22 protein-coding genes are annotated in these 22,035 nt (G+C 40.4%); 11 read left to right on the forward strand and 11 right to left on the reverse strand.

The features are described 5' to 3' along the window. Nucleotides 1-53: 53 nt before the first annotated feature. Together uvrC and uvrY are read right to left on the reverse strand one after the other, a co-directional pair. Nucleotides 54-1,886: an excinuclease ABC subunit UvrC gene (gene uvrC / locus SLS51_RS00915; RefSeq protein ID WP_323834616.1), complete on the reverse strand. Its 1,833-nt coding sequence runs from the start codon at nucleotides 1,884-1,886 to the stop codon at nucleotides 54-56. Then, nucleotides 1,870-2,535 (reverse strand): UvrY/SirA/GacA family response regulator transcription factor, encoded by a 666-nt coding sequence (gene uvrY, locus SLS51_RS00920; protein WP_323834618.1) that lies wholly within the window; start codon nucleotides 2,533-2,535, stop codon nucleotides 1,870-1,872. Before uvrY ends, uvrC begins: the two co-directional genes overlap by 17 nt. 433 nt (nucleotides 2,536-2,968) lie before the next feature. Between uvrY and SLS51_RS00925 the strand changes: the two genes are divergently transcribed. The 9 genes from SLS51_RS00925 to SLS51_RS00965 all read left to right on the forward strand — a co-directional run bounded on the left by SLS51_RS00925 (nucleotide 2,969) and on the right by SLS51_RS00965 (nucleotide 10,955). Next, entirely contained in the window at nucleotides 2,969-3,193 is a 225-nt protein-coding gene (locus SLS51_RS00925) for a DUF2594 family protein (RefSeq protein WP_323834620.1), read from the forward strand. A gap of 451 nt (nucleotides 3,194-3,644) precedes the next feature. Next, the gene (locus tag SLS51_RS00930; protein ID WP_323834622.1) at nucleotides 3,645-4,073 is read left to right on the forward strand and encodes a universal stress protein; all 429 of its coding nucleotides are present in this window, start codon (nucleotides 3,645-3,647) and stop codon (nucleotides 4,071-4,073) included. A 168-nt stretch (nucleotides 4,074-4,241) separates the two neighbouring features. After that, complete coding sequence (locus SLS51_RS00935; protein ID WP_323834624.1) at nucleotides 4,242-4,580, forward strand: hypothetical protein; 339 nt, start codon at nucleotides 4,242-4,244, stop codon at nucleotides 4,578-4,580. A gap of 190 nt (nucleotides 4,581-4,770) precedes the next feature. After that, nucleotides 4,771-5,208: a universal stress protein gene (locus tag SLS51_RS00940; RefSeq protein WP_323834626.1), complete on the forward strand. Its 438-nt coding sequence runs from the start codon at nucleotides 4,771-4,773 to the stop codon at nucleotides 5,206-5,208. A 470-nt stretch (nucleotides 5,209-5,678) separates the two neighbouring features. Beyond that, the gene (gene aqpZ, locus SLS51_RS00945; RefSeq protein ID WP_323834628.1) at nucleotides 5,679-6,374 is read left to right on the forward strand and encodes an aquaporin Z; all 696 of its coding nucleotides are present in this window, start codon (nucleotides 5,679-5,681) and stop codon (nucleotides 6,372-6,374) included. A 355-nt stretch (nucleotides 6,375-6,729) separates the two neighbouring features. Then, entirely contained in the window at nucleotides 6,730-7,497 is a 768-nt protein-coding gene (locus SLS51_RS00950) for a phage tail protein (RefSeq protein ID WP_323834630.1), read from the forward strand. Nucleotides 7,498-7,518: 21 nt separating this feature from the next. Beyond that, nucleotides 7,519-8,145 (forward strand): tail fiber assembly protein, encoded by a 627-nt coding sequence (locus SLS51_RS00955; protein WP_323834632.1) that lies wholly within the window; start codon nucleotides 7,519-7,521, stop codon nucleotides 8,143-8,145. Between the two features lie 290 nt (nucleotides 8,146-8,435). Next, nucleotides 8,436-9,731, forward strand: a complete 1,296-nt coding sequence (locus SLS51_RS00960; RefSeq protein ID WP_323834634.1) for a phage tail protein — start codon at nucleotides 8,436-8,438, stop codon at nucleotides 9,729-9,731. 225 nt (nucleotides 9,732-9,956) lie between these two features. Beyond that, entirely contained in the window at nucleotides 9,957-10,955 is a 999-nt protein-coding gene (locus SLS51_RS00965; RefSeq protein ID WP_323834636.1) for an endonuclease, read from the forward strand. Between the two features lie 165 nt (nucleotides 10,956-11,120). Here SLS51_RS00965 and SLS51_RS00970 read toward each other — a convergent pair whose 3' ends face one another. The 7 genes from SLS51_RS00970 to SLS51_RS01000 all read right to left on the reverse strand — a co-directional run bounded on the left by SLS51_RS00970 (nucleotide 11,121) and on the right by SLS51_RS01000 (nucleotide 17,236). Next, on the reverse strand, nucleotides 11,121-11,840 hold the full coding sequence (locus tag SLS51_RS00970; protein WP_323834685.1) for a hypothetical protein: 720 nt from the start codon (nucleotides 11,838-11,840) through the stop codon (nucleotides 11,121-11,123). Continuing rightward, nucleotides 11,806-12,054: a hypothetical protein gene (locus SLS51_RS00975; RefSeq protein ID WP_323834638.1), complete on the reverse strand. Its 249-nt coding sequence runs from the start codon at nucleotides 12,052-12,054 to the stop codon at nucleotides 11,806-11,808. The genes SLS51_RS00970 and SLS51_RS00975 overlap by 35 nt, the downstream gene beginning before the upstream one ends. A gap of 439 nt (nucleotides 12,055-12,493) precedes the next feature. Next, nucleotides 12,494-13,327 carry a siderophore-interacting protein gene (locus SLS51_RS00980; RefSeq protein WP_323834640.1) on the reverse strand — a complete coding sequence of 278 codons (834 nt, stop codon included), beginning with the start codon at nucleotides 13,325-13,327 and terminating at the stop codon, nucleotides 12,494-12,496. A 138-nt stretch (nucleotides 13,328-13,465) separates the two neighbouring features. Continuing rightward, on the reverse strand, nucleotides 13,466-14,554 hold the full coding sequence (locus tag SLS51_RS00985; protein WP_323834642.1) for a histidine kinase: 1,089 nt from the start codon (nucleotides 14,552-14,554) through the stop codon (nucleotides 13,466-13,468). A 208-nt stretch (nucleotides 14,555-14,762) separates the two neighbouring features. After that, a complete protein-coding gene (locus SLS51_RS00990) occupies nucleotides 14,763-14,921 on the reverse strand; it encodes a DUF2474 domain-containing protein (protein WP_071824106.1) in 159 nt (52 codons plus the stop codon). Next, nucleotides 14,902-15,909, reverse strand: a complete 1,008-nt coding sequence (cydB, locus tag SLS51_RS00995; RefSeq protein WP_323834647.1) for a cytochrome d ubiquinol oxidase subunit II — start codon at nucleotides 15,907-15,909, stop codon at nucleotides 14,902-14,904. Before cydB ends, SLS51_RS00990 begins: the two co-directional genes overlap by 20 nt. Next, nucleotides 15,899-17,236 carry a cytochrome ubiquinol oxidase subunit I gene (locus SLS51_RS01000; protein WP_323834649.1) on the reverse strand — a complete coding sequence of 446 codons (1,338 nt, stop codon included), beginning with the start codon at nucleotides 17,234-17,236 and terminating at the stop codon, nucleotides 15,899-15,901. The genes cydB and SLS51_RS01000 overlap by 11 nt, the downstream gene beginning before the upstream one ends. A 131-nt stretch (nucleotides 17,237-17,367) precedes the next feature. Between SLS51_RS01000 and SLS51_RS01005 the strand changes: the two genes are divergently transcribed. Then, a complete protein-coding gene (locus SLS51_RS01005; protein WP_323834651.1) occupies nucleotides 17,368-18,789 on the forward strand; it encodes an aminotransferase-like domain-containing protein in 1,422 nt (473 codons plus the stop codon). Nucleotides 18,790-18,826: 37 nt separating this feature from the next. After that, nucleotides 18,827-19,027 carry an AbrB/MazE/SpoVT family DNA-binding domain-containing protein gene (locus SLS51_RS01010; RefSeq protein ID WP_323834652.1) on the forward strand — a complete coding sequence of 67 codons (201 nt, stop codon included), beginning with the start codon at nucleotides 18,827-18,829 and terminating at the stop codon, nucleotides 19,025-19,027. A gap of 200 nt (nucleotides 19,028-19,227) precedes the next feature. Here the strand turns inward: SLS51_RS01010 and SLS51_RS01015 are convergent, their stop codons facing one another. Both SLS51_RS01015 and SLS51_RS01020 read right to left on the reverse strand, forming a co-directional pair. After that, nucleotides 19,228-20,070, reverse strand: a complete 843-nt coding sequence (locus SLS51_RS01015; protein ID WP_323834654.1) for a hypothetical protein — start codon at nucleotides 20,068-20,070, stop codon at nucleotides 19,228-19,230. A gap of 657 nt (nucleotides 20,071-20,727) precedes the next feature. Beyond that, nucleotides 20,728-21,534, reverse strand: coding sequence for a hypothetical protein (locus SLS51_RS01020; RefSeq protein ID WP_323834656.1), 807 nt, complete (start codon nucleotides 21,532-21,534; stop codon nucleotides 20,728-20,730). Nucleotides 21,535-22,035 lie beyond the last annotated feature (501 nt).

Genomic DNA, 22,035 nt, shown 5'->3' on the forward strand with positions numbered 1-22,035 from the left:
CTTCTTAACTATCTGGCTATAGTGGAATTTATAAGTATGGTGCATCAATGTACTTAGTGTTTCAATGCATTATAAATTTTTTCTGCTAATGCATAGGAAATAGTCGGTATTTTTGCGATCTCTTCGACACTTGCATTACGTAAAGGCTGCAAACCTCCCATGTATTTCAGTAACATTTGTCGGCGTTTTGGTCCTACGCCTTCAATAGATTCCAGCGTACTGGTGTTTCTAACTTTAGATCTACGTTGACGGTGCCCGGTTATTGCATGATTATGTGATTCGTCACGAATATGCTGAATCACATGCAGGGCAGGAGAGTCCGGCGGTAATGCGATACTTTTATCCTCCGTCGCGAAAAATAGTGTTTCAAGCCCGGCTTTACGATCACTGCCTTTGGCAACACCGATTAATTGAGGTCGCGTTTTATCCCATTCAACATCAAGAGACTGAAAGACATCTATTGCCTGAGCTAATTGCCCTTTACCGCCATCAATGAAAATAATGTCGGGAATTTTTGACTCATCTAATGCTTTCCCGTATCGACGGCGTAGTACTTGATTCATGGCAGCGTAATCATCACCGGGAGTAATGCCACTGATATTATAGCGCCGGTACTCAGAACGTAGTGGACCATTGCTATCAAAGACGACACAGGATGCAACAGTTTGTTCCCCCATAGTGTGACTAATGTCAAAACATTCCATTCTCTGAATTTTTGCTAACTTAACTAATTTGGTGAGAGAGTCTAATCTTTGGTGAATAGTTGATTGTTGTGATAAGCGGGTCGATAGGGCGATTGTTGCATTTGTGCGGGCAAGTTTCAGATAACGGGCTTTATCTCCGCGGGGCCGGGTTTGAATATGAATTTTTCGCCCGGATATTTCAGATAAAGAATCAGACAAAATGTCTTTTTCTGGCAGAGTAAAATCCAGCAAAATTTCTGAGGGCAAAGTTCGATTTTGGCTGCCCTGTAAATAAAATTGGCCAAGGAATGTTTGTACAATCTCATCAAGCGTTGTTCCCGTCGGGACTTTAGGATAGTAACTTCGGCTACCCAGTACTTTGCCCTGACGTATAAACAGTACATGCAGGCAAGCCATGCCCGCTTCAAAGGCAACACTGATAACATCGAGGTCATCGTCTGTTCCTGAAACAAATTGTCTTTCAGTAACCTGTCGAACGGCCTGGATTTGATCACGGTATCTTGCTGCCTCTTCAAATTTCAGTTGCTGGCTGGCTTGCTCCATTCGGTCAATTAATCTGGTTAAAACTTGCTGATCTTTGCCTGAAAGGAACAGACGAATATAATCAACTTGCTGCTGATATTCTTCTCCACTTACCAGCCCTTTAACGCAAGGCCCAAGGCAGCGGCCAATTTGATATTGTAGGCATGGCCGCGAGCGATTGCGGTAGACGCTATCTTCACATTGTCGGATAGGAAAAAGTTTTTGCAGTAAGATTAATGATTCTCGTACCGCATGAGCGTTTGGAAATGGGCCGAAATATTCACCTTTGAAATGTTTAGCTCCCCGATGCATTGTCAGCCGTGGGTGTTTATCTGCGCTGAGAAAAATGTAAGGGTAGGATTTGTCATCTCGCAGTAAAACGTTATATCGGGGTTGATAGAGCTTAATGTAATTATGCTCCAGCAGCAGTGCTTCGGTTTCGGTATGCGTAACCGTAACATCTATTTGAACAATATTTTTAACCAGAGATTCGGTTTTACGACTGACAATCTGTGCGCGAAAGTAACTGGCAAGCCGTTTTTTTAAATCCTTGGCTTTACCGACATAAATAACCGTGCCTGAGGTGTCATACATACGATAAACGCCAGGCTGACTGGTTACTGTTTTCAAAAATGTTTTTGAATCAAATTGTTCCGTCACTATTTAATAGACTCTCTGTGTCGAATAGCCCATAACGTATTGCCATATGTGTTAATTCTACATCACCGTTGATATTTAGTTTACTAAACATTCGGTAGCGATAGCTATTGACGGTTTTTGGGCTGAGATTAAGTTGTTCAGAGATATCGCTCACCTTTTGTCCTTTCGTGATCATCAGCATAATTTGTAATTCACGATCAGACAGACAACTTAATGGATTGTCTTGCTGTGGGCTAATTTGGCTAAGAGCCATTTGTTGAGCAATATCGGGAGCGATATAGCGCTGGCCGGCATTAACTGCACGAATTGCATTTACCATGTCCTGAGAGGTAGAGGCTTTACTGAGATATCCTCTGGCACCAGCCTGCATCACCTTCATTGGCAAAGGATTTTCAGTATAGATAGTCAACATGATGACACGGACATCGGGACAATAACGTAGGATTCTTTTTGTTGCCTCCAGACCACCAATGCCTGGCATGTTCATATCCATTAACACGATATCTACTTTATTAGCTCGGCACCATTTTATCGCATCTTCACCACAATTAGCTTCTCCTACTACGGTTATCCCTTTTACGTCATCAAGAATACGTTTTACACCAACTCTGATCAGCTCATGATCATCGACTAACAAAACATTTATCAAAAAAGTGTCTCCAACTGGCTCTATGCTCATACATGAGCTTCATTGACATTGCTTGTGTATTGAATTTGTTTCAGAAGAGTTAACTTCAACTGTCTATTTTTTGACTTTTAGTAAAGATTATATAAAACAATAGAATAGATAAATTATCCTAAAAGTTCATCAGGAATGTGAATATTATACTTATCTCTTCCAAAGACAAAAGAGAATTATTTTATACGATAGCAAGTATTATTTATTTGAAATCAGAATGTCCTATATATTTTAATTATGATAAAATTAATAACTAAATAAATATTTATAAAACAAATGGTTTTAACAATAATTTAACGGTTTTGGCGTAGATCTATTTGGAAAATGTATAAAAATGGGGGATAAATTATGTGGTATAATTATTATTTTCATAACGTAATTAATACGTAAACAGGTAACGACTATGAATAAAATCGATTTAATTTCTTCATCCGACACTGAAACCTTGGCAACAGAGGTGACATGTTTGAAAGTTCTGTTGGCTTCTATTCTTAAAACTATGGGACAAGCTCATGCAGGGAGAGTTGTACTGAATCTGGAACGTGTTATTGCAGAAATGGGCGATGAAAAACAGGCTAAGATATTTGAAAATACTGTTCAGCAAATAAAAGCGTTATATCGGCAGTGAGGTAGAGTCTCAGGGGTTAATGTTATTGCCCCTGTACATATCCCACTTTTGCGATGTATTGAAATGATCATAACTATATGAAGTTAAAGGTGTAAGATAAATAAATTAAAAACGATATTAATTGTTTGGTTATAGAGAAAGGTGCGGGAAGAGGAGTGCTAATTTTAGGTGAATGGTATTGATAATATATTTATGTCGATATGAAATATAAGTGATTTTTTTGATTTTTATCATTGCATTGGTTGAATAACTCATGGTAATTAACAGGATATCGCGTATACCTAATGGATTTCAAGATGGATCGCGACGGCAAGGGAGCGAATCCCCGGGAGCATAGATAACGATGTGGCCGGGGTGAGTGAGTGCTGCCAACAAAGAGGCAACTTGAAAGATGGCGGGTATATACTAAATGTAGTAGTCTGGTTTGGTATGTAAATATAGGAGTGTGCGTATGTACAAAACTATTTTAGTACCGGTAGATATTTCAGAAGATGAACTAACGAGTAAAGCGGTTAAGCATGCACTGTCTTTAGCAAAAAAAACAGGTGCGAAGCTCCATATTCTTCATGTACTGCCAATTTCGTCCGCGATTGTTAACGCATATTCGTTGGGATATGAGGAAATTAAGGATAAAGCGACAATTAAAGCCGAAGATGATTTGAAAATGCTGCTTGATACCATCGACTTTCCTGATGACAGGTTATCCTATTCCATTGCATTTGGGTCGCCAAGAGATGAAATAACCGCAGCAGCGACAGAAATTAATGCTGATCTTATCGTTATTGGCTCTAGAAGGCCTAATATTACAACGCACTTATTAGGATCTAATGCATCAGGTGTTGTCAAATATTCGACAACATCTGTTTTGGTTATCAGGTAAGGTGATCCAAACGTAATGAGAGAGATTGGATTGGCTAGCCATCTTCGGATGGCTTGCTAGAAATATTTTAGCTAACGTTGTGTCGCACTATTTTTATTAAATTTGCTCTGATTTCATTTTCATTGAGATTACATAAAGTTTTGTAGAATTGTTGAGGATGCAATAATTGTGGAAAAATTTACTGATAAACTGATTCGTTTGGACTATTTTGTATGGCGGGTGGTACGTTTTTACCTTATTGCTGCAATGTTTTTCTTTATTGGAATAATTCCGGGTATCTTGGGGTTCTACCTGATAGAAGGGCATACATTTTCTGAATCTTTGCTTAACGCTTTATCTATGCTGGGATCGCAGGGTTTAGATCCCGTCCCTGTTAGTTTATCCGGTAAATATTTTATTGCCATATATGGGGTATTTTTGGAAAGTGTATTCTTTATTACTTTGGGGCTTGTTGTAACGCCTTTCATTCATCGAATATTACATAAGTGGCATCTTGATTCTGAGTGATTGAAAATAGAGCTATACCCTATGGATTTCAAGATGCATCGCGGCGGCAAGGGAGCGAATCCCCGGGAGCATAGAGAATGATGTGACCGGGGTGAGTGAGTGCCGCCAACAAAGAGGCAACTTGAAAGATGACGGGTATACTTATTGCAGTTGAAGTAGTTAGGTTTGGTATATAAATATAGGAGTACGTATGTACAAAACGATTTTAGTACCAGTGGATATTTCAGAAGATGAGTTGACTGATAAAGCGATTGCACATGCAGAGTATTTGGCGAAGTTATCGGATGCTAATATACATCTTTTCCATGCCGTTCCTGACATATCAAGGTTTTCAATTAGTTATAGTTACCATTATGGCCTGCTCAACTCTTTTGCCAAGAAATCTATTGCAAGATCAGAAGAGGAATTGGCAAAAGTGGCTGAGAAAATAGACTTGCCAAAAGAGCGAGTCTCTTTCTCCGTAGCCTTTGGATCACCGAGGGATAAAGTATTATCGACAGCAGATGAGATTAAAGCAGATTTAATTGTTGTTGGTTCCCGGCGGCCTAATATTTCCACCCATTTATTAGGCTCAAATGCTTCAGGAATTGTCGGATATGCAAATATTTCAGTTTTGGTAGTCAGATGAATGATTTGTTCAGCAGTGAAAAAACCCGTTTTCACATATACCTTATGGATTTCAAGATGCATCGCGACGGCAAGAGAGCGAATCCCCGGGAGCATAGCAAACGATGTGACCGGGGTGAGTGCAGCCAACAAAGAAGCAACTTGAAAGATAACGGGTATAGATATTGTACTATTTAATACTGATGTAATAATCCGGTGCAGGTATTTTGCATCGGATTTTCTGATTGTTAGAACAGAATATTGAACTTATTTTGGTGATAATTGATTTTAAGCTATCCATTTTTCACCAAAAAGTTGATCTGCACAGGATAGATGTTGCATTAAATCCCGGATTAAAGTGAATATCAGGCAAAGATGCCACAATAATCAGCGACTTATACGGTTATAGTAAAAATAAGCATGATTTTAATTTATTGGCTATAGTTAATTTCAGCAAGGTAACTCGTTTTGAAAACTGGATGAGGACAAAACATGTTAAGAAAATTAGCGGCTGAATTGCTTGGAACTTTTGTTCTGGTTTTTGGGGGATGTGGTAGTGTTGTATTCTCTGCGGCATTTCCTGAATTAGGGATTGGTTTTATCGGTGTATCTTTGGCATTTGGTTTAACCGTATTGACGATGATATATGCCGTTGGGCATATTTCTGGCGGGCATTTTAACCCCGCTGTAACAATTGGTCTTTGGGCTGGTGGTCGTTTCAGGGCAGTAGACGTTATTCCTTATATTATTTCTCAAGTTATAGGTGGTATTCTTGCTGCCGCGGTACTGTATGTTATTGCTAGTGGGCAGGTGGGTTTTGATGCGACCACGAGTGGCTTTGCATCAAATGGTTTTGGTGAACATTCACCGGGGGGATTCTCACTTCAATCGGCTATTGTGGCTGAAATTGTTTTAACGGCTATTTTCTTAATTGTCATTATTGGTGTGACAGATAGACGAGCACCTCCGGGTTTTGCACCATTAGCAATAGGTTTGGCGCTGGTTTTAATTAATTTGATTAGCATTCCTATTACCAACACGTCAGTCAATCCGGCACGAAGCACGGCTGTTGCGATATTCCAGAATACCTGGGCTTTAGAGCAGTTATGGTTTTTCTGGGTGATGCCAATTATTGGTGGGATTGTTGGTGGGGGAATTTACAGGTTATTGTTCGCTGAAAAACAATGATTTTTACTGGTGAGTTACCTTGCTTAAGGCCACGCTGTAGTGTGGTCTTTTTACTTTTCAATAAAAGAACTTTTTGTCACTATTATTTTTTCATTTGTTTTAATAAAGGTAGGAAATATTTTCATGAAGATTTGCAGTTATAAATGGTAAATAATCTGGATGTATTTTATTGCAATATGTTGGGTGGTTTATTACTGCCAATTATACAAAAATAATTAACCCTATAAGTTATAAAATAAATTTCATTATTCCTTTTCTGAACTAGACTATAATCAGCACCAATTGAGAGAGGCTATCTGTACGAACATTTAATATATTGATTACTGGATGATATTATTGAATATAAGAGGAGTATATGAGTCAAAAAAATGATTTTAAAGCCTTTTCTATTAGTGATAATGCTAATATAGTAAGTCAAGAAAAATATGAAGAAAGCCAGAATTTAAAGACGGGGTTTCCACCTGAGAATGTTTCTACCCATGTATTAAATAAGGTATTACGCCAAACCTCAACAATATCATCTATTGTGGCTAATTTTATTGCGACACAATCTGGTGAAGATGTACTGGATGATGGTGATATAGCTAAGCTTACTGTGCGATTCAATAGCGCTTTAGATAAAGCTTTAGAGCAAAAAATTTCAAGTATTTCCAGCATCCCCGTTGGCTCTCCTATTCCTTGGCCGTTGCCCCATCCACCTTCCGGTTATTTCACTTGTAATGGCTCTGCTTTTAGTCGATCACAGTACCCGAAATTAGCAGAAGCTTATCCTGACGGTAGATTACCCGATTTAAGAGGCGAGTTTATTCGTGGTTGGGATGATGGTCGTGGTGTTGATAATGGTCGTGGAATTCTAACTCATCAGAGAGATGCGATTAGGAACATTACTGGTAGTGTAAGCGGACGAACTGCAACTTCCTCATCCCGTATGTTTAGTACCACTGGTGGTGCTTTTTATACTTCTGGAACTCACCCCGACAGTCTATTTAATACTGGTGTTCGTGACCCTATGGCCCAGGATCGATTTAGTGAATTGGGAATCGATGCTTCTCGCGTTGTACCTACTGCGAATGAAAATCGCCCCCGCAATATCGCATTTAACTATATCGTAAAAGCAGAATAATATCGTAAAGGTAGAATAATAATGACACAAGAAAATATTTTAGATACTGAAACCGCTGTATTAGGTGAAGACGGATTAGCAATTCAAGCTGGCTGGATAAAAGTTTACCATGCTAATGCCTATACGAGAGAATTCTCTGGCTCTGATTTCGAATATGTTGCGGAAGGTGTAGGTTTGTCAGCGCATTCTTATTTAGACGCACCAAACCTGTCCGATTCTGATGATATGGCAGTGCGTCGCAGTGAGGATGGAAGTTATTGGGAAATTGTCCCTGACCACCGTGGAAAAATAGCTTACAACACCCAAGCGGGTGTACAGGAAGAAGTAACTGTACTGGGTGAATTACCAGAAATATTAACATTCGAGCAACCGTCCACCGATTTTGATCAATGGGATGGTGAAAAATGGGTAACGGACTTTGAAGCTCAAAAAGTCAGTCAAATTGAACAGGCAGAGCAACAACGGGCTATTTTTCGTCGGCAAGCCGATGAAGCCATCACTGTATTGCAATATGCGGTTGAAACTGAAATGGCATCGGAAGAGGAAAAAACTTTATTGCTAGATTGGAAAAAGTATTTGGTATTACTGCGTCGGGTTGATGTTTCATCGGCACCAGATATTAATTGGCCTGAAAAGCCGCAAGAATAATATCATTAACGTCTTATAATCCTCAGATATTCACAAAGCACTGGTTTTTTAATCAGTGCTTTGATTGGGAAGATTTGTATAAAAGTCTATATAAAAATAAGCTCTGATTCGTAAAATTGATTTGGTATCAATTTTAGATTTATTTTCGCTAAAATTTGAAGGAGATTATAAGAATATTTTTAGATTTTTAACATAAGAGGTTTGAATATTTTTTTTGATGGTAAATTGTGTTTTCATTTATTGCGTACCATTTTTAAAAAATGGTTAATTATTTAATTTGGGGAAGGTATATGAGTAAAAATGATTTTAAAGCTTTTGCTATCGATAGTAACGCTAATGTGCCCAGTCAACAGGACTATGAAATAGATCCGAATTTGTCGCGTGGGTTTCCAGACAAGCAGTATATTGATAATTACATGTTAAATAAGATATTTCGTCAAACATCAACAATAACATCGGTTGTAGCTGATTTTATTGCGACACAATCTGGTGAGGATGTTTTAGATGATGGTAATGTCACTAAACTCACTGCACAGTTAAATAAAGCTTTAGAACAGAAAGCGATAACAGGAATTCCCAATGCTTCATTAACACAAAAAGGTATTGTCCAACTTACCGATGTGATTGGTGATAGTGATACGTTGGCAGTGACACAAAAGTTGATTAAGGAAATAGTTAATTCATTACTGGGAAGTATTAATACTAAGGTACCTGATAGCCGGAAAATAAACGGTAAAGCGTTGACCGGAGATATTAATTTGACTGCGGGGGATGTGGGCGCAGTATCAACTAATAATGCAATGCATTCAATGGGTTTTGCGCGTTTGCATGGCTCGGAAAATCTATACGATGGTTGTGCCGGCTATGGATCCAAAGCGTCATTCCTCACTAAATATGGACTGCCATCTGGTGGGTATGGCGTTCAATTAAGAATTAGTAATGTAAATGGCTTATCAAATGAAGGCATGGATGGTGTATGGAGCCACAGGTTAGTTTTCGCGCACGAAGGCAGTACATATCGTACTGATAGCATAAACAGCGATAGTAAAAGACAAGTTACACGTAAGTTTTGGGATGATAAGAACGCTAAACCAGATACCAACGGAAACCTCAAGGTAGCCTCCCCGGTAATAGAAATCTACCCTGATGGCACCTTCTCGACTAATGACGAATCCGAAGGTGCAGAAGTGATAAAAGAGGCAACCGGCATATATCGTATATCAAATATACTGGGCTATAACGCTGATGGTGGTTGGGGGGTGCATGGGGGCATTTCTGTTCCCCGCGACAACAATAATCTCGAACTGATTTTTGTTGATGATCACGTTCAACCTGATGGCTCTATTATCATTGAGACTTTCCATCGCCAACAAGCACATTTACCGGAGAGATTTCAAAATTGGCGGCTCAAATCTATTGATGACAATGGTAACAAGATATTCTATCAAGATGGGGAGTCCTGTGATATTCCCGGTTCTTGCCGTTTAGATATTCGGGTCCAGATGCCAGAAGATTCACTCTGGAACTTGAATCGAAAGAAGTTACAGGAAGAAATGGAGAGTACCAGCGCTTCTGGTAATAAATGATTCTGGTAGTAAATTGTAGTAATACGGGGCCGTGTATCGGCCCTGTATTTTAAATAGGATAACTACCATCGTGTGATATCTCAACCTGTCTATTGAATAGCCTTTCTTTTTAAAAGAGATGCTAAGAAGAAATGCAAAGAAACAATGTTTGTCTTATAGGTTGATTATGAGGCAACATAAAAGGTTAAAATCAGAATGATATTTTTATATAAGTAGGGTTTATCATTGAAACGTAAAGTTATTTTTTGGGCAATTCACATTGGGTGTTTCAGTTTAATTGCTCCTTTATCTTCTTTTGCCGCACCGGCTACCTTTGAACAAGCTAAAGTTGAATTGCGTCAACGCATTTATCATGACCAATTTAAGTCAGGGGAAGGGACATTTTATTGTGGTTGCGATTGGCAATGGACAGGTAAGAGCGGTGGACGCGCAATCCTTTCTTCGTGTGGTTATCAAGTCAGGTCACAACAGAATCGTGCTGAACGAATTGAATGGGAACATATTGTTCCTGCCTGGGTTTTTGGTCATCAGCGGCAATGTTGGCGAAATGGAGGGAGGAAGAATTGTGTCTCTTCCGATCCTGTTTTTAGGGCAATGGAATCTGATATACATAATTTGGTTCCATCAATTGGCGAGGTTAATGGCGATCGTAGTAATTTCAGTTATGGAATGTTACCGAAAAATATGCCGAATGATTATGGTCGTTGTAACAGTAAAGTTGATTTTAAATCTCGAACGTTCGAACCGCGAGATGAAGTAAAAGGGCAGGTCGCTCGGATCAATTTTTATATGCACGATCGTTACAATCTTTCCATGTCTCGCCAACAACAGCAATTATTTATCGCTTGGGATCGCCAATATCCACCGAGTAAATGGGAGCGGGAGAGAGATAATCGAATTACCGGTATTGTGGGGCATCATAACCCTTTTGTTACCGGTGAACAGAAATGGCAATTATGGCATAAAAACTCGGCTTCTGGCATTCCAAAAAGCGAGCAGAGAAAAGGGCAGAGAAATAGTCAAACAGATACTCAGAGACAACGGGTGTTATCTGATTCATCCTCTACAGGATTAATTAAAGGGAATAACAACAGCAAAATTTATCATTTTTCTCATTGTTCAGGTTATAAGGTGATTCAGGAGAAGAACGCGGTCTATTTTAAAACAGAAACTGAAGCAAGAAATGCGGGTTTTCGATTGGCTGGAAATTGTAAGGGTACTTAACAAAACAGATATACCCTATGGATTTCAAGATGCATCGCGGCGGCAAGGGAGTGAATCCCCGGGAGCATAGCAAACGATGTGACCGGGGTGAGCGAGTGCAGCCAACAAAGAAGCAACTTGAAAGATGACGGGTATAGATAAACTGGTAAGATGACCTTAGTGGCGTTACTTTATTTTCCAATAATCAATAGAATCTCTGTTTAAATCAACTCTGCCATCAGGATATTCAACTCTTGAGGGTTCTCTACCAGGGGGGATAATAATTTTAGGCATCTTGGTTTCATCTAGTTTAGGCTTATAAGTAATTTTCCATTCAGCACCTGGAGTTAATTTCAACCTAAAAGGATATGTATCCACCACGCCCTGTAAGAAAATTCTATTTGGACGCCCATCAACTATCTTTAATATAGGGTAAATAACCGGGCTGAAATCTATAGTATTCAACGCTGCAATTTCGCTAATATTTGTTTGAGCCGCGTCGTTGATAAATGCAGTTAATCCTGTTCCTGCATAGGGAATAGCATCTTTCATCAGGTGGCTAACATCAGCATAACCCACCGCCACAGAGGCTTGGTCGATTTTCCATTTACACCATCCTCCTCCACTAAAAGGCAATTTCGCCTGAAAATAACCGGTTTGTGGATCAGCGTTTACATCCAACTCCAATCCATAATAAGTCGGCACTTGATAAGGCGACATACCTGCATCAAGCTGATATTTAAGACAGTTTTTTGAGATATACACAGCGGATACATAGGGTTTTGTGTACTTTGGCGCTATGCCTTCCACAGTAATTAACTGCCCCTTTCCAGCAGATGAAAAGGGAAACAACTTGTTAAAAAAGGTATCGCTAAATGCCCAGTAAATAAGGTTGGGCACCGATATACAAGGTTACCGGATGGGACGGCATATCTTCTTCCCTTAACAATCCATTGCCATCGGTAACCCCTTTACGTCCTAGCAGAGGATTTCCACGGATTTTCAAACGATAAGGCATATTGACCAAGGGTTTCCCCTGTTCATCCACCAACTGAAATTCCAGCCAGTTTTTCAGTATGTTTTTACAGTCAAGACAATCGAGTGGGCTTAATTTGCTCATTGATACTCTTTCCTTGCGATTAACGTTATATAAGGGCGTAACCCGAACATCATGTGTTGAAAATCCCACAGGATTTTCCCCGTCCGGCTATCAATCACTTTCTCAGCATCAATATCCTGTCAGGAATAGCAGTGATTGATTTCGTCACCAAAGAAACAAGATAGTAAAAATCCTATTACCACCGATAAGAAACACCGCTTATGCCGCGAGTAATAGTGAGTTGAACGATAGCAAGAGAAAATTTTCATTTTTTAAATCTATGAAAAAATAGATTTGCAAGAAAGTGTGACAAACTCAATAGGGATTGAGTTACCGTCAATTGCATCTCTTCGGTTTTAAAAACCTCGTTTTAAGTGATGTTGCTGATAATATCACTGATTCCCTCATCCTTTGATTTTAGTAGGAGAGGGGATCAAGCGAGTATAAATATACAAGGTTCTTAATCGTCGCTATCCACCACTTCATGACGCAGGGCATGATAACCTTCTTCATCAAAGCCATGCCTCCAATAAGGAATGGCATATAGCTGGTGGCGTTCATAGCCTTTTTCTCGGCGAATATAGCGACGAAGTTCTTTTACCAGCTTATCTTCACCGGCAAGCCAGAAAGTGACATCTTCTGTTGGTAATGACCAGGATTTGAATTCAGATACGATTGTGTCAGTTATTTCAATATCACCGGTGATCCAGTGAACCGCTATTCCAGCCGGTTTTTTTAATTCCTGAATATCTTGCTCACTTTCGATACGAATAATGACTTGCCCGGTCGCATCTGGTTTTACTGTTTCCAATAGCGCAGCAATAGCCGGCAAAGAACTTGGGTCGCCAGCCATATAATAGTGGCTGACTTTTGGCAGTAATGGATCAGGTCCACCGGGGTTAGTAATACCAATCCAGTCACCGATTTTAGCCCTATGAGCAAATTCTACCGCCGGGCCGCCATTGTGATGTAGTGCAAATTCAATATCGATCTCTTTTTGTTCGGTGCGGATGGCTCGAACCGAGTAAGTGCGCGTTATTGGACGCAGTTCACTCGGCGGCCATATTGGGCCTTCTGGAGATAAAGTCGGTAACACCGGCTTGGTCTGCCCCGGAAGCGGTAAGAATATCTTTAGGTGTCCGCCTTCACATTCAGTGGGATAACTATCCAGATATTCACTGGTGAAAGTAATGCTGCGCATATTAGGTGTCACGTCGAAAATGTTTTTCACCTGAACAAGTCTAGGTGGTGCAGGCCGGTAAATATTTTTTTCTTCAATTGTTCTATTGGTCACGTAAAATTCCTCTGGAAAATTTACCGAAGGTTATTATCTGATAAAGCCAAAGTTAGTGTAACAGCAATTAACGAAAATGATAATTATTATCATTCAATAAATTGCGCTGCCGTCGATAATGGGGTTTATCTGCCTTTTTCAATCCACTGAAAATTGAATTTCTACCTCTGTACCACCATGTTTACGGTTTTTTATCTGTAATTGTCCACCTAGGATAGAAACTCTGTCTTGCATAATAGCCAGCCCAAATTTGTTTTTATTAGCGGAGTCCAGATTGATACCTTGACCATTATCACTGACAACTGTAATGATTTTGTCATCGATAGGATAAATACGGATACTGATCCAATTGGCATTGGCATGCTTATAACAGTTGTTCAAACATTCCCTAATGATTTGTATCAAATGTTTGCTGTAACTGTCAGGAATGTGCTGATGTGTCAGGCGGTAATTGAATTCAATGTTGAAGCCTAGACGATGGTTAAATTCATTAATCAAGGTCTGTAAAGATTCTTGTAGATTACATTGAGGTTGTTCGTTCCTGAACGTTGCCAGTAATTCTCTGAGCTGGCGATAGGCAATATTCAACTCATCTTTAATCATATTCAGCGAGGTTAAACTTTGCTTGGGTAAATTATCACTGCCGATATACAGGCAATTAACTTGAATCTTAAGGAAAGAGAGGGATTGAGCAATGGAATCGTGGAGTTCACGAGAAATAGCGGTTCTCTCTGCGGCCAACATACTCTGGTGTTGGCATTGGAGCTGATTTTCCCGTAATAGTTTATTTGTCATTAACCTCACCACATCCTGAACCAGACTTTTTTCATCGGGAGTGAGATCACTATTTCTGTGTGTTTTTATCCAGAGTGTCCCATAGTTATCAATATTATCATCTAGATTCCATCTCATAATCAGCGGCATATCAAAATAGGGACATTGGTGGGGATTGCGAAAGAAATATTCTTGTTGTGATGGATAAAAGATGATTTTGGCTTCACAGAAAGGGATCAGGCGATTGAGGTGGGAAAAAATCTCCTGAAACTTTTCAGGTAGCAGTTTACAATTTTGTAGTTTGAAATGGCTTTGACAGAGGAAATCCAAATAGCCATTTTTTTGTTTCAGTGCGTTAATTTCTGCTTTGTATCTTGCATGTTGCCATTCTTTGACAGGCGCAGAGTTATGTACCACTTTTATCAGGAAGTAGACATTTGTAATACTTAACATTATCAATAACGGTAAAATTAAATCTGGAACCGACGGTTTATCAATCAACAACAGTATAAAAAGTAAAAACAAATTTATAATAGAGTTGATTACAAACAGTTTTTGGTTTTTGAAGATGGTGTTATTTGAACTTGTTTTCATCAGGTTAAGATTCCGTTCTGCAATACTGATGAAAACTTTAGCTCAATTTGTTAAATAGTGTTAATAATTACTTCAATTTCATACCTGCTGCTGTCATCAGAAGGCGAAATAGTGTGGAAACAGCAAAAAGAGCCATCACACTGCATAACCAGATCATCGCCATCCAGCCTATCCGTTTCCATACAGAAGGGCGTGGGGTGTTTTGATTAGTGGTAGCCTTGTTCATGGTTAACTTTCCCCCGAAAAACGTAGTAGCTCCAATAGGTGTAAACCAGGATCACTGGGATGATAAGTAGGGCGCCGACCAGCATAAAACCTAAACTTTGCTGTGGTGCCGCCGCAGCTTCATAGCTGATGGTCGGTGGGATCAAGTTAGGCCAGATACTGATACCTAACCCACTGTAGCCAAGGAAAACTAACAATAGTGCGACCAGAAACGGTGTGTAATGAGCTTTACGTTTGATGGAATGCAGTAGTTTCCAGCCAGACCAGACCACCAACAGTGGCACGGGAAGGAAGAACAACAGGTTCGGTAAGCTGAACCAACGTTCAGTTATTGCCGGATGGATGAATGGCGTCCATAAACTGATAATGGCGATAACTGTCAGCATCAGAAACGTGAGCGGACGGGCGACACGGTACATCTCTTGTTGTAAGTGACCTTCGGTTTTCATAATTAGCCAGCCACAGCCTAACAATGCGTAAGCAATGATCAGGCCAAAACCACAAAATAGGGGGAAGGGTGAGAACCAATCAAAATAGCCGCCGGTGTAAGCTCGGTTTTCCACCGGGAACCCTTGAATAAAGGCACCCACCACCACACCCTGAGCAAACGTCGCCATCACAGAGCCGCTGATAAAAGCGTTGTCCCAGATATGACGATGCTCAGGCGCGCATTTGAAACGAAATTCAAAGGCGACACCACGGAAGATCAGGCCAAATAACATTAATGTCACGGGGATCGTTAATGCATCAAGGATAACGGCATAAGCCAAAGGAAAAGCACCGAATAAACCTGCGCCGCCAAGCACCAGCCAAGTTTCGTTACCATCCCATACCGGCGCAACACTGTTCATCATTAAATCACGGTCCTTATCGCTTTTAACCGTGGGATAGAGCAGCCCAATCCCAAGGTCAAAACCATCCATGACAATGTACATCATGATGCTGAACACAATGATAATGAACCAGATTAACGGCAGATCAATACCCATTTTTTAGCTCCTTTTTGGGACCTTTGCGGATAAGTTTCATCATATAGGCGTAACCCACACCGAATACCGAGCTGTAGACCGCGATAAAAAGCAACAAACTGATGCTCATATGTATTTCACCGTGTGCGGATACTGCATCTTTGGTGCACAACAGGCCATAAACCACCCACGGTTGACGGCCTATTTCGGTGGTAAACCAACCGGCAAGAATGGCGATCAGGCCAGAAGGTGCCATCAAGAATGTAAAACGCAAGAAGGTTTTTGACTGATAAAGTCGTCTCTTATAGCGCAGCCAAAGCCCCCAAAAGCCGGCAACGATCATCAACACACCGAGGCCGACCATCACTCTAAATGACCAGAAAACCATAAGCGCGTTTGGTCTGTCTTCCGGTGGAAATTCCTTAAGCGCCGGAACCTGCTTATCTATACTGTGAGTTAAGATTAGGCTGGCGAGATAAGGAATTTCGACGGCATAACGCGTCTCTTCCCGCTCCATATCTGGGATACCAAACAGGATCAGCGGCGTTGCTTCACCGGGAAGATTTTCCCAGTGGCCTTCCATTGCCGCGATTTTAGCGGGTTGATGCTTGAGGGTGTTGAGACCGTGAGCATCACCAATCAATGCCTGCAAAGGCGCAATAATCAAGATCATCCACATCGACATGGATAGCATTTTTTTCATTGCTGTCGAGTCATTGCCTTTTAATAAATGCCATGCCGCTGAAGCTGCAACAAAGAATGCTGAGGCGAGGAAGGCTGCAGTAGACATATGAGCCAGGCGATAGGGAAAGGAGGGATTAAATATCACTGCCAGCCAGTCGACGGGGACGACCTGATTATTGACAATTTCGTGACCTTGCGGGGTTTGCATCCAGCTATTGGAGGCCAGTATCCAAAAAGTGGATATCAGAGTACCTAGCGCAACCATCAAGGTGGCGAAGAAATGTAATTTTTCACCGACACGATTCCAGCCAAATAACATAACGCCGAGAAAGCCCGCTTCAAGAAAGAAGGCGGTCAGTACTTCGTAAGTCAGCAATGGTCCGGTGATCGAACCGGCAAAATCGGAGAAAAAACTCCAGTTGGTGCCGAACTGGTAAGCCATAACCAGACCGGAAACCACGCCCATCCCGAAGTTGACAGCAAAAATTTTCGACCAGAAATGATATAGCACTTTGTAATCGGTATTACGCGTTTTCAGCCATAACCCTTCCAGTACCGCTAAAAAACTTGCCAACCCGATGGTAATCGCCGGAAAGATAATGTGAAACGAGATGGTAAATGCGAATTGAATTCTGGCCAGTTCCAAGGCACTTAAACCAAACATAGTGACCTCTTATTTTTAGTTTGAATAAAGGCAGGAAATGTATGCGGACAAGTAAAGCATGAAAAAAATGACTATAATAGTGACAGTTTTCTGTATATTGGCTATAACAGTTTGCAGGGAGATCTGAATTGATGAAACGTTATGAACAATTTGCCAGGCAAATTCTGCAACATATTGAAGATGGTACCTGGCTGGTGGGAGATAGATTACCTTCACTGAGAGAATCAGTGAAGTTATCGGGTTTGAGTTTGATGACCGTTGTTCAATCGTATCAATTATTAGAGAGTCAGGGATGGATCACTTCCCGGCCTCAATCGGGTTATTACGTCGCCAAACGTTTGCAACCGTTTGCCGCAGCAAAAGGAGGAAAGCGATTACATTTAAGTGAAAGCGTGGAAATAAGCGCTTCTATTTTTGATGTATTACAGGCGTGCAAAGATCCTGCGATTATTCCGTTTGGCTTAGCATTTCCAGATCCATCCTTATTGATTCAACCTAAACTTTCCAAAGCGTTAGCGGCTGCTGCCAGACGAATAGCGCCGCATAGCGCTTTAGCCAATTTACCGCCGGGTAATGATAAGTTACGTCGTAACATATCGCGCCGTTATGCAATGCATGGTATTCATGTCCCTCCTGATGAAATTGTCATCACTGCGGGTGCGATGGAATCACTGAGTTTCAGTTTACAGTCGGTGACAGAGCCGGGGGATTGGGTGGTGATTGAATCACCGGCTTTTTACGGTGCTTTACAGGCCATTGAGCGTTTACGCTTGAAAGCGGTAGCCATCAAAACTGATCCACAAAACGGTATTGATTTGGATGCGCTGGAGGAGGTGATTCAAAAATACCCGATAAAAGCTTGTTGGTTAATGACTCACTTTCAGAACCCGCTAGGGGGAACGATGTCCGCTGAAAGTAAATTACGGCTGGTGAATATCCTGAACAGTAATCAGGTGGTGCTGATTGAAGATGATGTTTATGGTGAACTCTATTTCGATCAACAGCGGCCTGTACCGGCGAAAGGGTTGGACAGTGAAAACAACTTTATGCACTGCTCCTCGTTTTCTAAATGTCTGGCGCCGGGATTTCGGGTAGGTTGGGTTGCGGCAGGAAAACATGCCAAGAAAATCCAACAGCTACAAATGATGAGTACCGTTTCTGCCAGCATGCCGACGCAATTGGCCATTGCTGATTATCTTGCGGAGGGGGGATATGACAACCACTTACGTCGCCTTCGTCGCACATTGGAGCAACGTCAACACCTGATGTTACGAGCAATTGGTGACTATATGCCTGCTTCAGTCAAAGTGAATCGCCCTAAAGGCGGCTATTTTCTCTGGTTGGAATTTGAGCCTCTGTTCAGTGCACAGCGGCTTTATCAACTGGCATTGGCAGAAGGGATCAGTATTGCACCGGGCAGTATGTTTTGCACCAGCGAACAGTTTAACCATGCCTTTCGTCTGAATGCCTCTTTTGATTGGAACCAGCAAATGGAACGTGCGATGCAGACTTTAGGCAATATTTGTCATACATTATTGGTTGAAATAGCCTGATCCCAGGCTGATATTAATCCCTATCAAGGAGAAGTTCGTGGAGAAAGCAACGGTATTTAAAAGTAACCGTTCTCAAGTAAGCCGTCCGACTTTCCAAAGTTGTGGTTTTCCCGAAGGTGTGAGACAGGTTGATATGGCTGGTGAGTCTTGGGACAGTTGGTTTGATGGTCCTGGTGTTACGGCAGATTTCTTGACAGAACGTGACCAACCGCCAGTACAAGAACGTGAGGGATTCTGAACGCCCTTATCACATATGAAACTTATGGTGTCCACGACGCTTTTGCCGACACCATTTTGAGGTTATTTCACTATACCCGTCATCTTTCAAGTTGCCTCTTTGTTGGCTGTACTCACTCACCCCGGTCACATAGTTCTCTATGTTCCCGGGGATTCGCTCCCTTGCCGTCGCGATGCATCTTGAAATCTATAAGGTATACATTATTCTATACAAAGCGCTCTTACGTTACTTCCTTGCTTTCTCCGAGTGGTCATGCTGTCAATCCAATCTTCTAATGATACCTTCTGTGCTTTCTCGAATGCGGGCCTTACATTTACCCATGATTCGTACCTTAGGTTATATTCTGCTTGTGGCAGGAAGTAATGAGATTTGAATTCGATAAGGCCTTTATCATCTTCGTAAGCGACGATTGAAAACTCAGACCAATATAAGAAGAATGACACGCCACCTCTTGGTGATGTAGCAAGAACACTTTGTACGAAATTGGATTGAGTTTGCCTTCTACCTGCATAAGATAATGCAGCAATCGCCAATTGTCTCAGTGGGGTTTTCATCTGCTCTTTCTCCTGACTCGATAATCCTAAGAAGTTTTCCAGGAAAGAGTTGATCAAAACATCGGCATCATGGCTTTTTTGAATAACATTTTGTGTACTTGTTGACAGTAAAGAAAGGAATGGAACGCCAGATAATTCTGCGGTAAATGAGAAGAAATTCTTTTTATTACCTTGGCCTTGAGGATCTAAAGGATTATAGCCTGAAACCGCACGGCACATATTAATAACAGTTTGCAAGCCTTCGGTAATGCTGAGTGGGTTTTTAGATGGTGTGGCAGAATCTTTTGCCAGCTGGGTATAATTTCCTGTAGCTGCGCCATTCGCTGGGCTCTGTACATCAGAATAATCGCCAGCATCAGGATACTCCATAATAATATTGCCTGAGCGTTCCCAATCTTTAAGGAGCCTTGTGCCTCCTTTTTCAATATGTTCTATCCATTCTTGGGCTTTTTTAACTGCATAATCAGGATTATTTAAGATATTTTCCATGATTTTTATCCTTAATAGATTTATACCCGTCATCTTTCAAGTTGCTTCTTTGTTGGCTGCACTCACTCACCCCGGTCACATCGTTATCTATGCTCCCGGGGATTCGCTTCCTTGCCGCCGCGATCCATCTTGAAATCCATAGGGTATATTAAGTTAAGTATTGAATGTTAGGGTACTGTTGAAAGTAGGGAGCAATGTTGAACCCTATTTTTAACAGTGAGATAAATCGATAATCATGTACTTAATATTACTGTTTTTTTAGCTTGGTAATTTTTATTTTAAATTTTTGTTAATAAGTGTTAAATATATTTTTGTATGAACTAAGTATATCCATAAGTGGATGTTTTTCACTATCAAATATTAAGGGTATGTAATTTAACTTATTCCTCACGGATAAATGTTTGTTTATGTGATATTTTCATATTAATAGTAAAATACTGTTTGTGAAATTTATCGATGTGAAATTCACATTTTAAGATAATTCATTTTTATATATATTGATCGTATGCTCCATGTTCTATTCTTTATGTTATATTTGTCTATTCTCCTTTAATTTAATGGTTTTATTGAATAACTATGATGAGAATAATCTCAGCACATATTGGTAATAATGTTATTGATATAAATCAATTAATCTACTGACAGAGCGTTTTCAGTTTATGCTTTCATTTTGGTTGTCATACAATCAATTAAATACTCTATGGTTATCTTATCTTCTTTCTCGAATACTGATCTTACTGTTTCCCACGTTTTCTGGCTGAGATTATATTCTGCCTGGCAAAGATTATAATGAGAGGTGAATTTAATCGTACCCTTGTTATCGACTTTCTTTATTATCAATATAGAAGAATAGAGTAAGAGTGACACCCCATTTGGGGTTTTAGTCAGAGCATATTGCACCAGATTGGATTTTTTTTCCTTTTGATCGGCATATGATAAAGCGGTATCAATCAACTTTTTCAAATAAATCTTAATAGTAATTTTATCCTGAGGAGATAACCCTTGAAAGGCTTCAACAAAAGAATCGATCAAGACATCTGTGTCATGACTTTGTTGAGTAATCGTATTGGTGTCTGCCCATAGTAAAGAGAGAAAGGGAACCTTTTCTATTTCTTCTGTGAATGCTGTGAATTTCTGCGCATTGCCATTACCTTCCGGTTCTTGCGGGTCATAACCTGAGGCCACTCGACATAAGTTAATGATAGTTTGCAGCCCCTCAGTGACACTGACTGGGTATTTATTTGATGTGGCCGATTTTTTGGCGAATAGTGTGTATTTATTTGTCGCTGCTACACTGGCTGGACTTTGTATATCAGAAAGATTCTCAATTTCTAAGAAATGAGTAAAAATGTTATCTGAATGTGGCTGCGTTTTAGAATATCTTTCTCCTCTGTGTTTAACGTGTTCTATCCATTCTTGAACAGCTTTAATTTTATGATCAGAATTTGTGAGTATATCTTTCATGTCTATTTTCCTTTATGGATTTATACCCGTCATCTTTCAAGTTGCCTCTTTGTTGGCTGCACTCACTCACCCCGGTCACATAGTTACCTATGCTCCCGGGGATTCGCTCCCTTGCCGTCGCGATGCATCTTGAAATCCATAGGGTATATACCCGTCATCTTTCAAGTTGCCTCTTTGTTGGCTGCACTCGCTCACCCCGGTCACATAGTTTGCTATGCTCCCGGGGATTCACTCCCTTGCCGTCGCGATGCATCTTGAAATCCATAGAGTGTATTAGATAAGTAATTGATTTTCATTCTTTACTCAAAATGAGTTCCAGATTCAGAAACTATAATTTGTTTTATATCAATAATATAGGGTTTTATTTATATGATAAACATATGTTCCTGAAAACCGAGAATATCTTAATCAATAGGTAAAAATATATATCTAATCTTTTAATAATAGTGTAAAAATGTAGTATGTAAAGTCGATTGCAATAAAATTTGTGCTTTAGGTTGT

Origin of the sequence: Photorhabdus africana (genome assembly GCF_035181445.1) — a bacterium.
GTDB lineage: Bacteria > Pseudomonadota > Gammaproteobacteria > Enterobacterales > Enterobacteriaceae > Photorhabdus > Photorhabdus laumondii.

Bases quoted from the DNA above. Each gene is read 5' to 3' on its own strand.
- SLS51_RS00925 (WP_323834620.1), top strand. From the start codon at position 2,969: ATGAATAAAATCGATTTAATTTCTTCATCCGACACTGAAACCTTGGCA.
- SLS51_RS00930 (WP_323834622.1), top strand. From the start codon at position 3,645: ATGTACAAAACTATTTTAGTACCGGTAGATATTTCAGAAGATGAACTA.
- SLS51_RS00940 (WP_323834626.1), top strand. From the start codon at position 4,771: ATGTACAAAACGATTTTAGTACCAGTGGATATTTCAGAAGATGAGTTG.
- aqpZ (WP_323834628.1), top strand. From the start codon at position 5,679: ATGTTAAGAAAATTAGCGGCTGAATTGCTTGGAACTTTTGTTCTGGTT.
- SLS51_RS00950 (WP_323834630.1), top strand. From the start codon at position 6,730: ATGAGTCAAAAAAATGATTTTAAAGCCTTTTCTATTAGTGATAATGCT.
- SLS51_RS00955 (WP_323834632.1), top strand. From the start codon at position 7,519: ATGACACAAGAAAATATTTTAGATACTGAAACCGCTGTATTAGGTGAA.
- SLS51_RS00960 (WP_323834634.1), top strand. From the start codon at position 8,436: ATGAGTAAAAATGATTTTAAAGCTTTTGCTATCGATAGTAACGCTAAT.
- SLS51_RS00975 (WP_323834638.1), bottom strand. From the start codon at position 12,054: ATGAGCAAATTAAGCCCACTCGATTGTCTTGACTGTAAAAACATACTG.
- SLS51_RS00985 (WP_323834642.1), bottom strand. From the start codon at position 14,554: ATGTTAAGTATTACAAATGTCTACTTCCTGATAAAAGTGGTACATAAC.
- SLS51_RS00990 (WP_071824106.1), bottom strand. From the start codon at position 14,921: ATGAACAAGGCTACCACTAATCAAAACACCCCACGCCCTTCTGTATGG.
- cydB (WP_323834647.1), bottom strand. From the start codon at position 15,909: ATGGGTATTGATCTGCCGTTAATCTGGTTCATTATCATTGTGTTCAGC.
- SLS51_RS01000 (WP_323834649.1), bottom strand. From the start codon at position 17,236: ATGTTTGGTTTAAGTGCCTTGGAACTGGCCAGAATTCAATTCGCATTT.
- SLS51_RS01005 (WP_323834651.1), top strand. From the start codon at position 17,368: ATGAAACGTTATGAACAATTTGCCAGGCAAATTCTGCAACATATTGAA.
- SLS51_RS01015 (WP_323834654.1), bottom strand. From the start codon at position 20,070: ATGGAAAATATCTTAAATAATCCTGATTATGCAGTTAAAAAAGCCCAA.
- SLS51_RS01020 (WP_323834656.1), bottom strand. From the start codon at position 21,534: ATGAAAGATATACTCACAAATTCTGATCATAAAATTAAAGCTGTTCAA.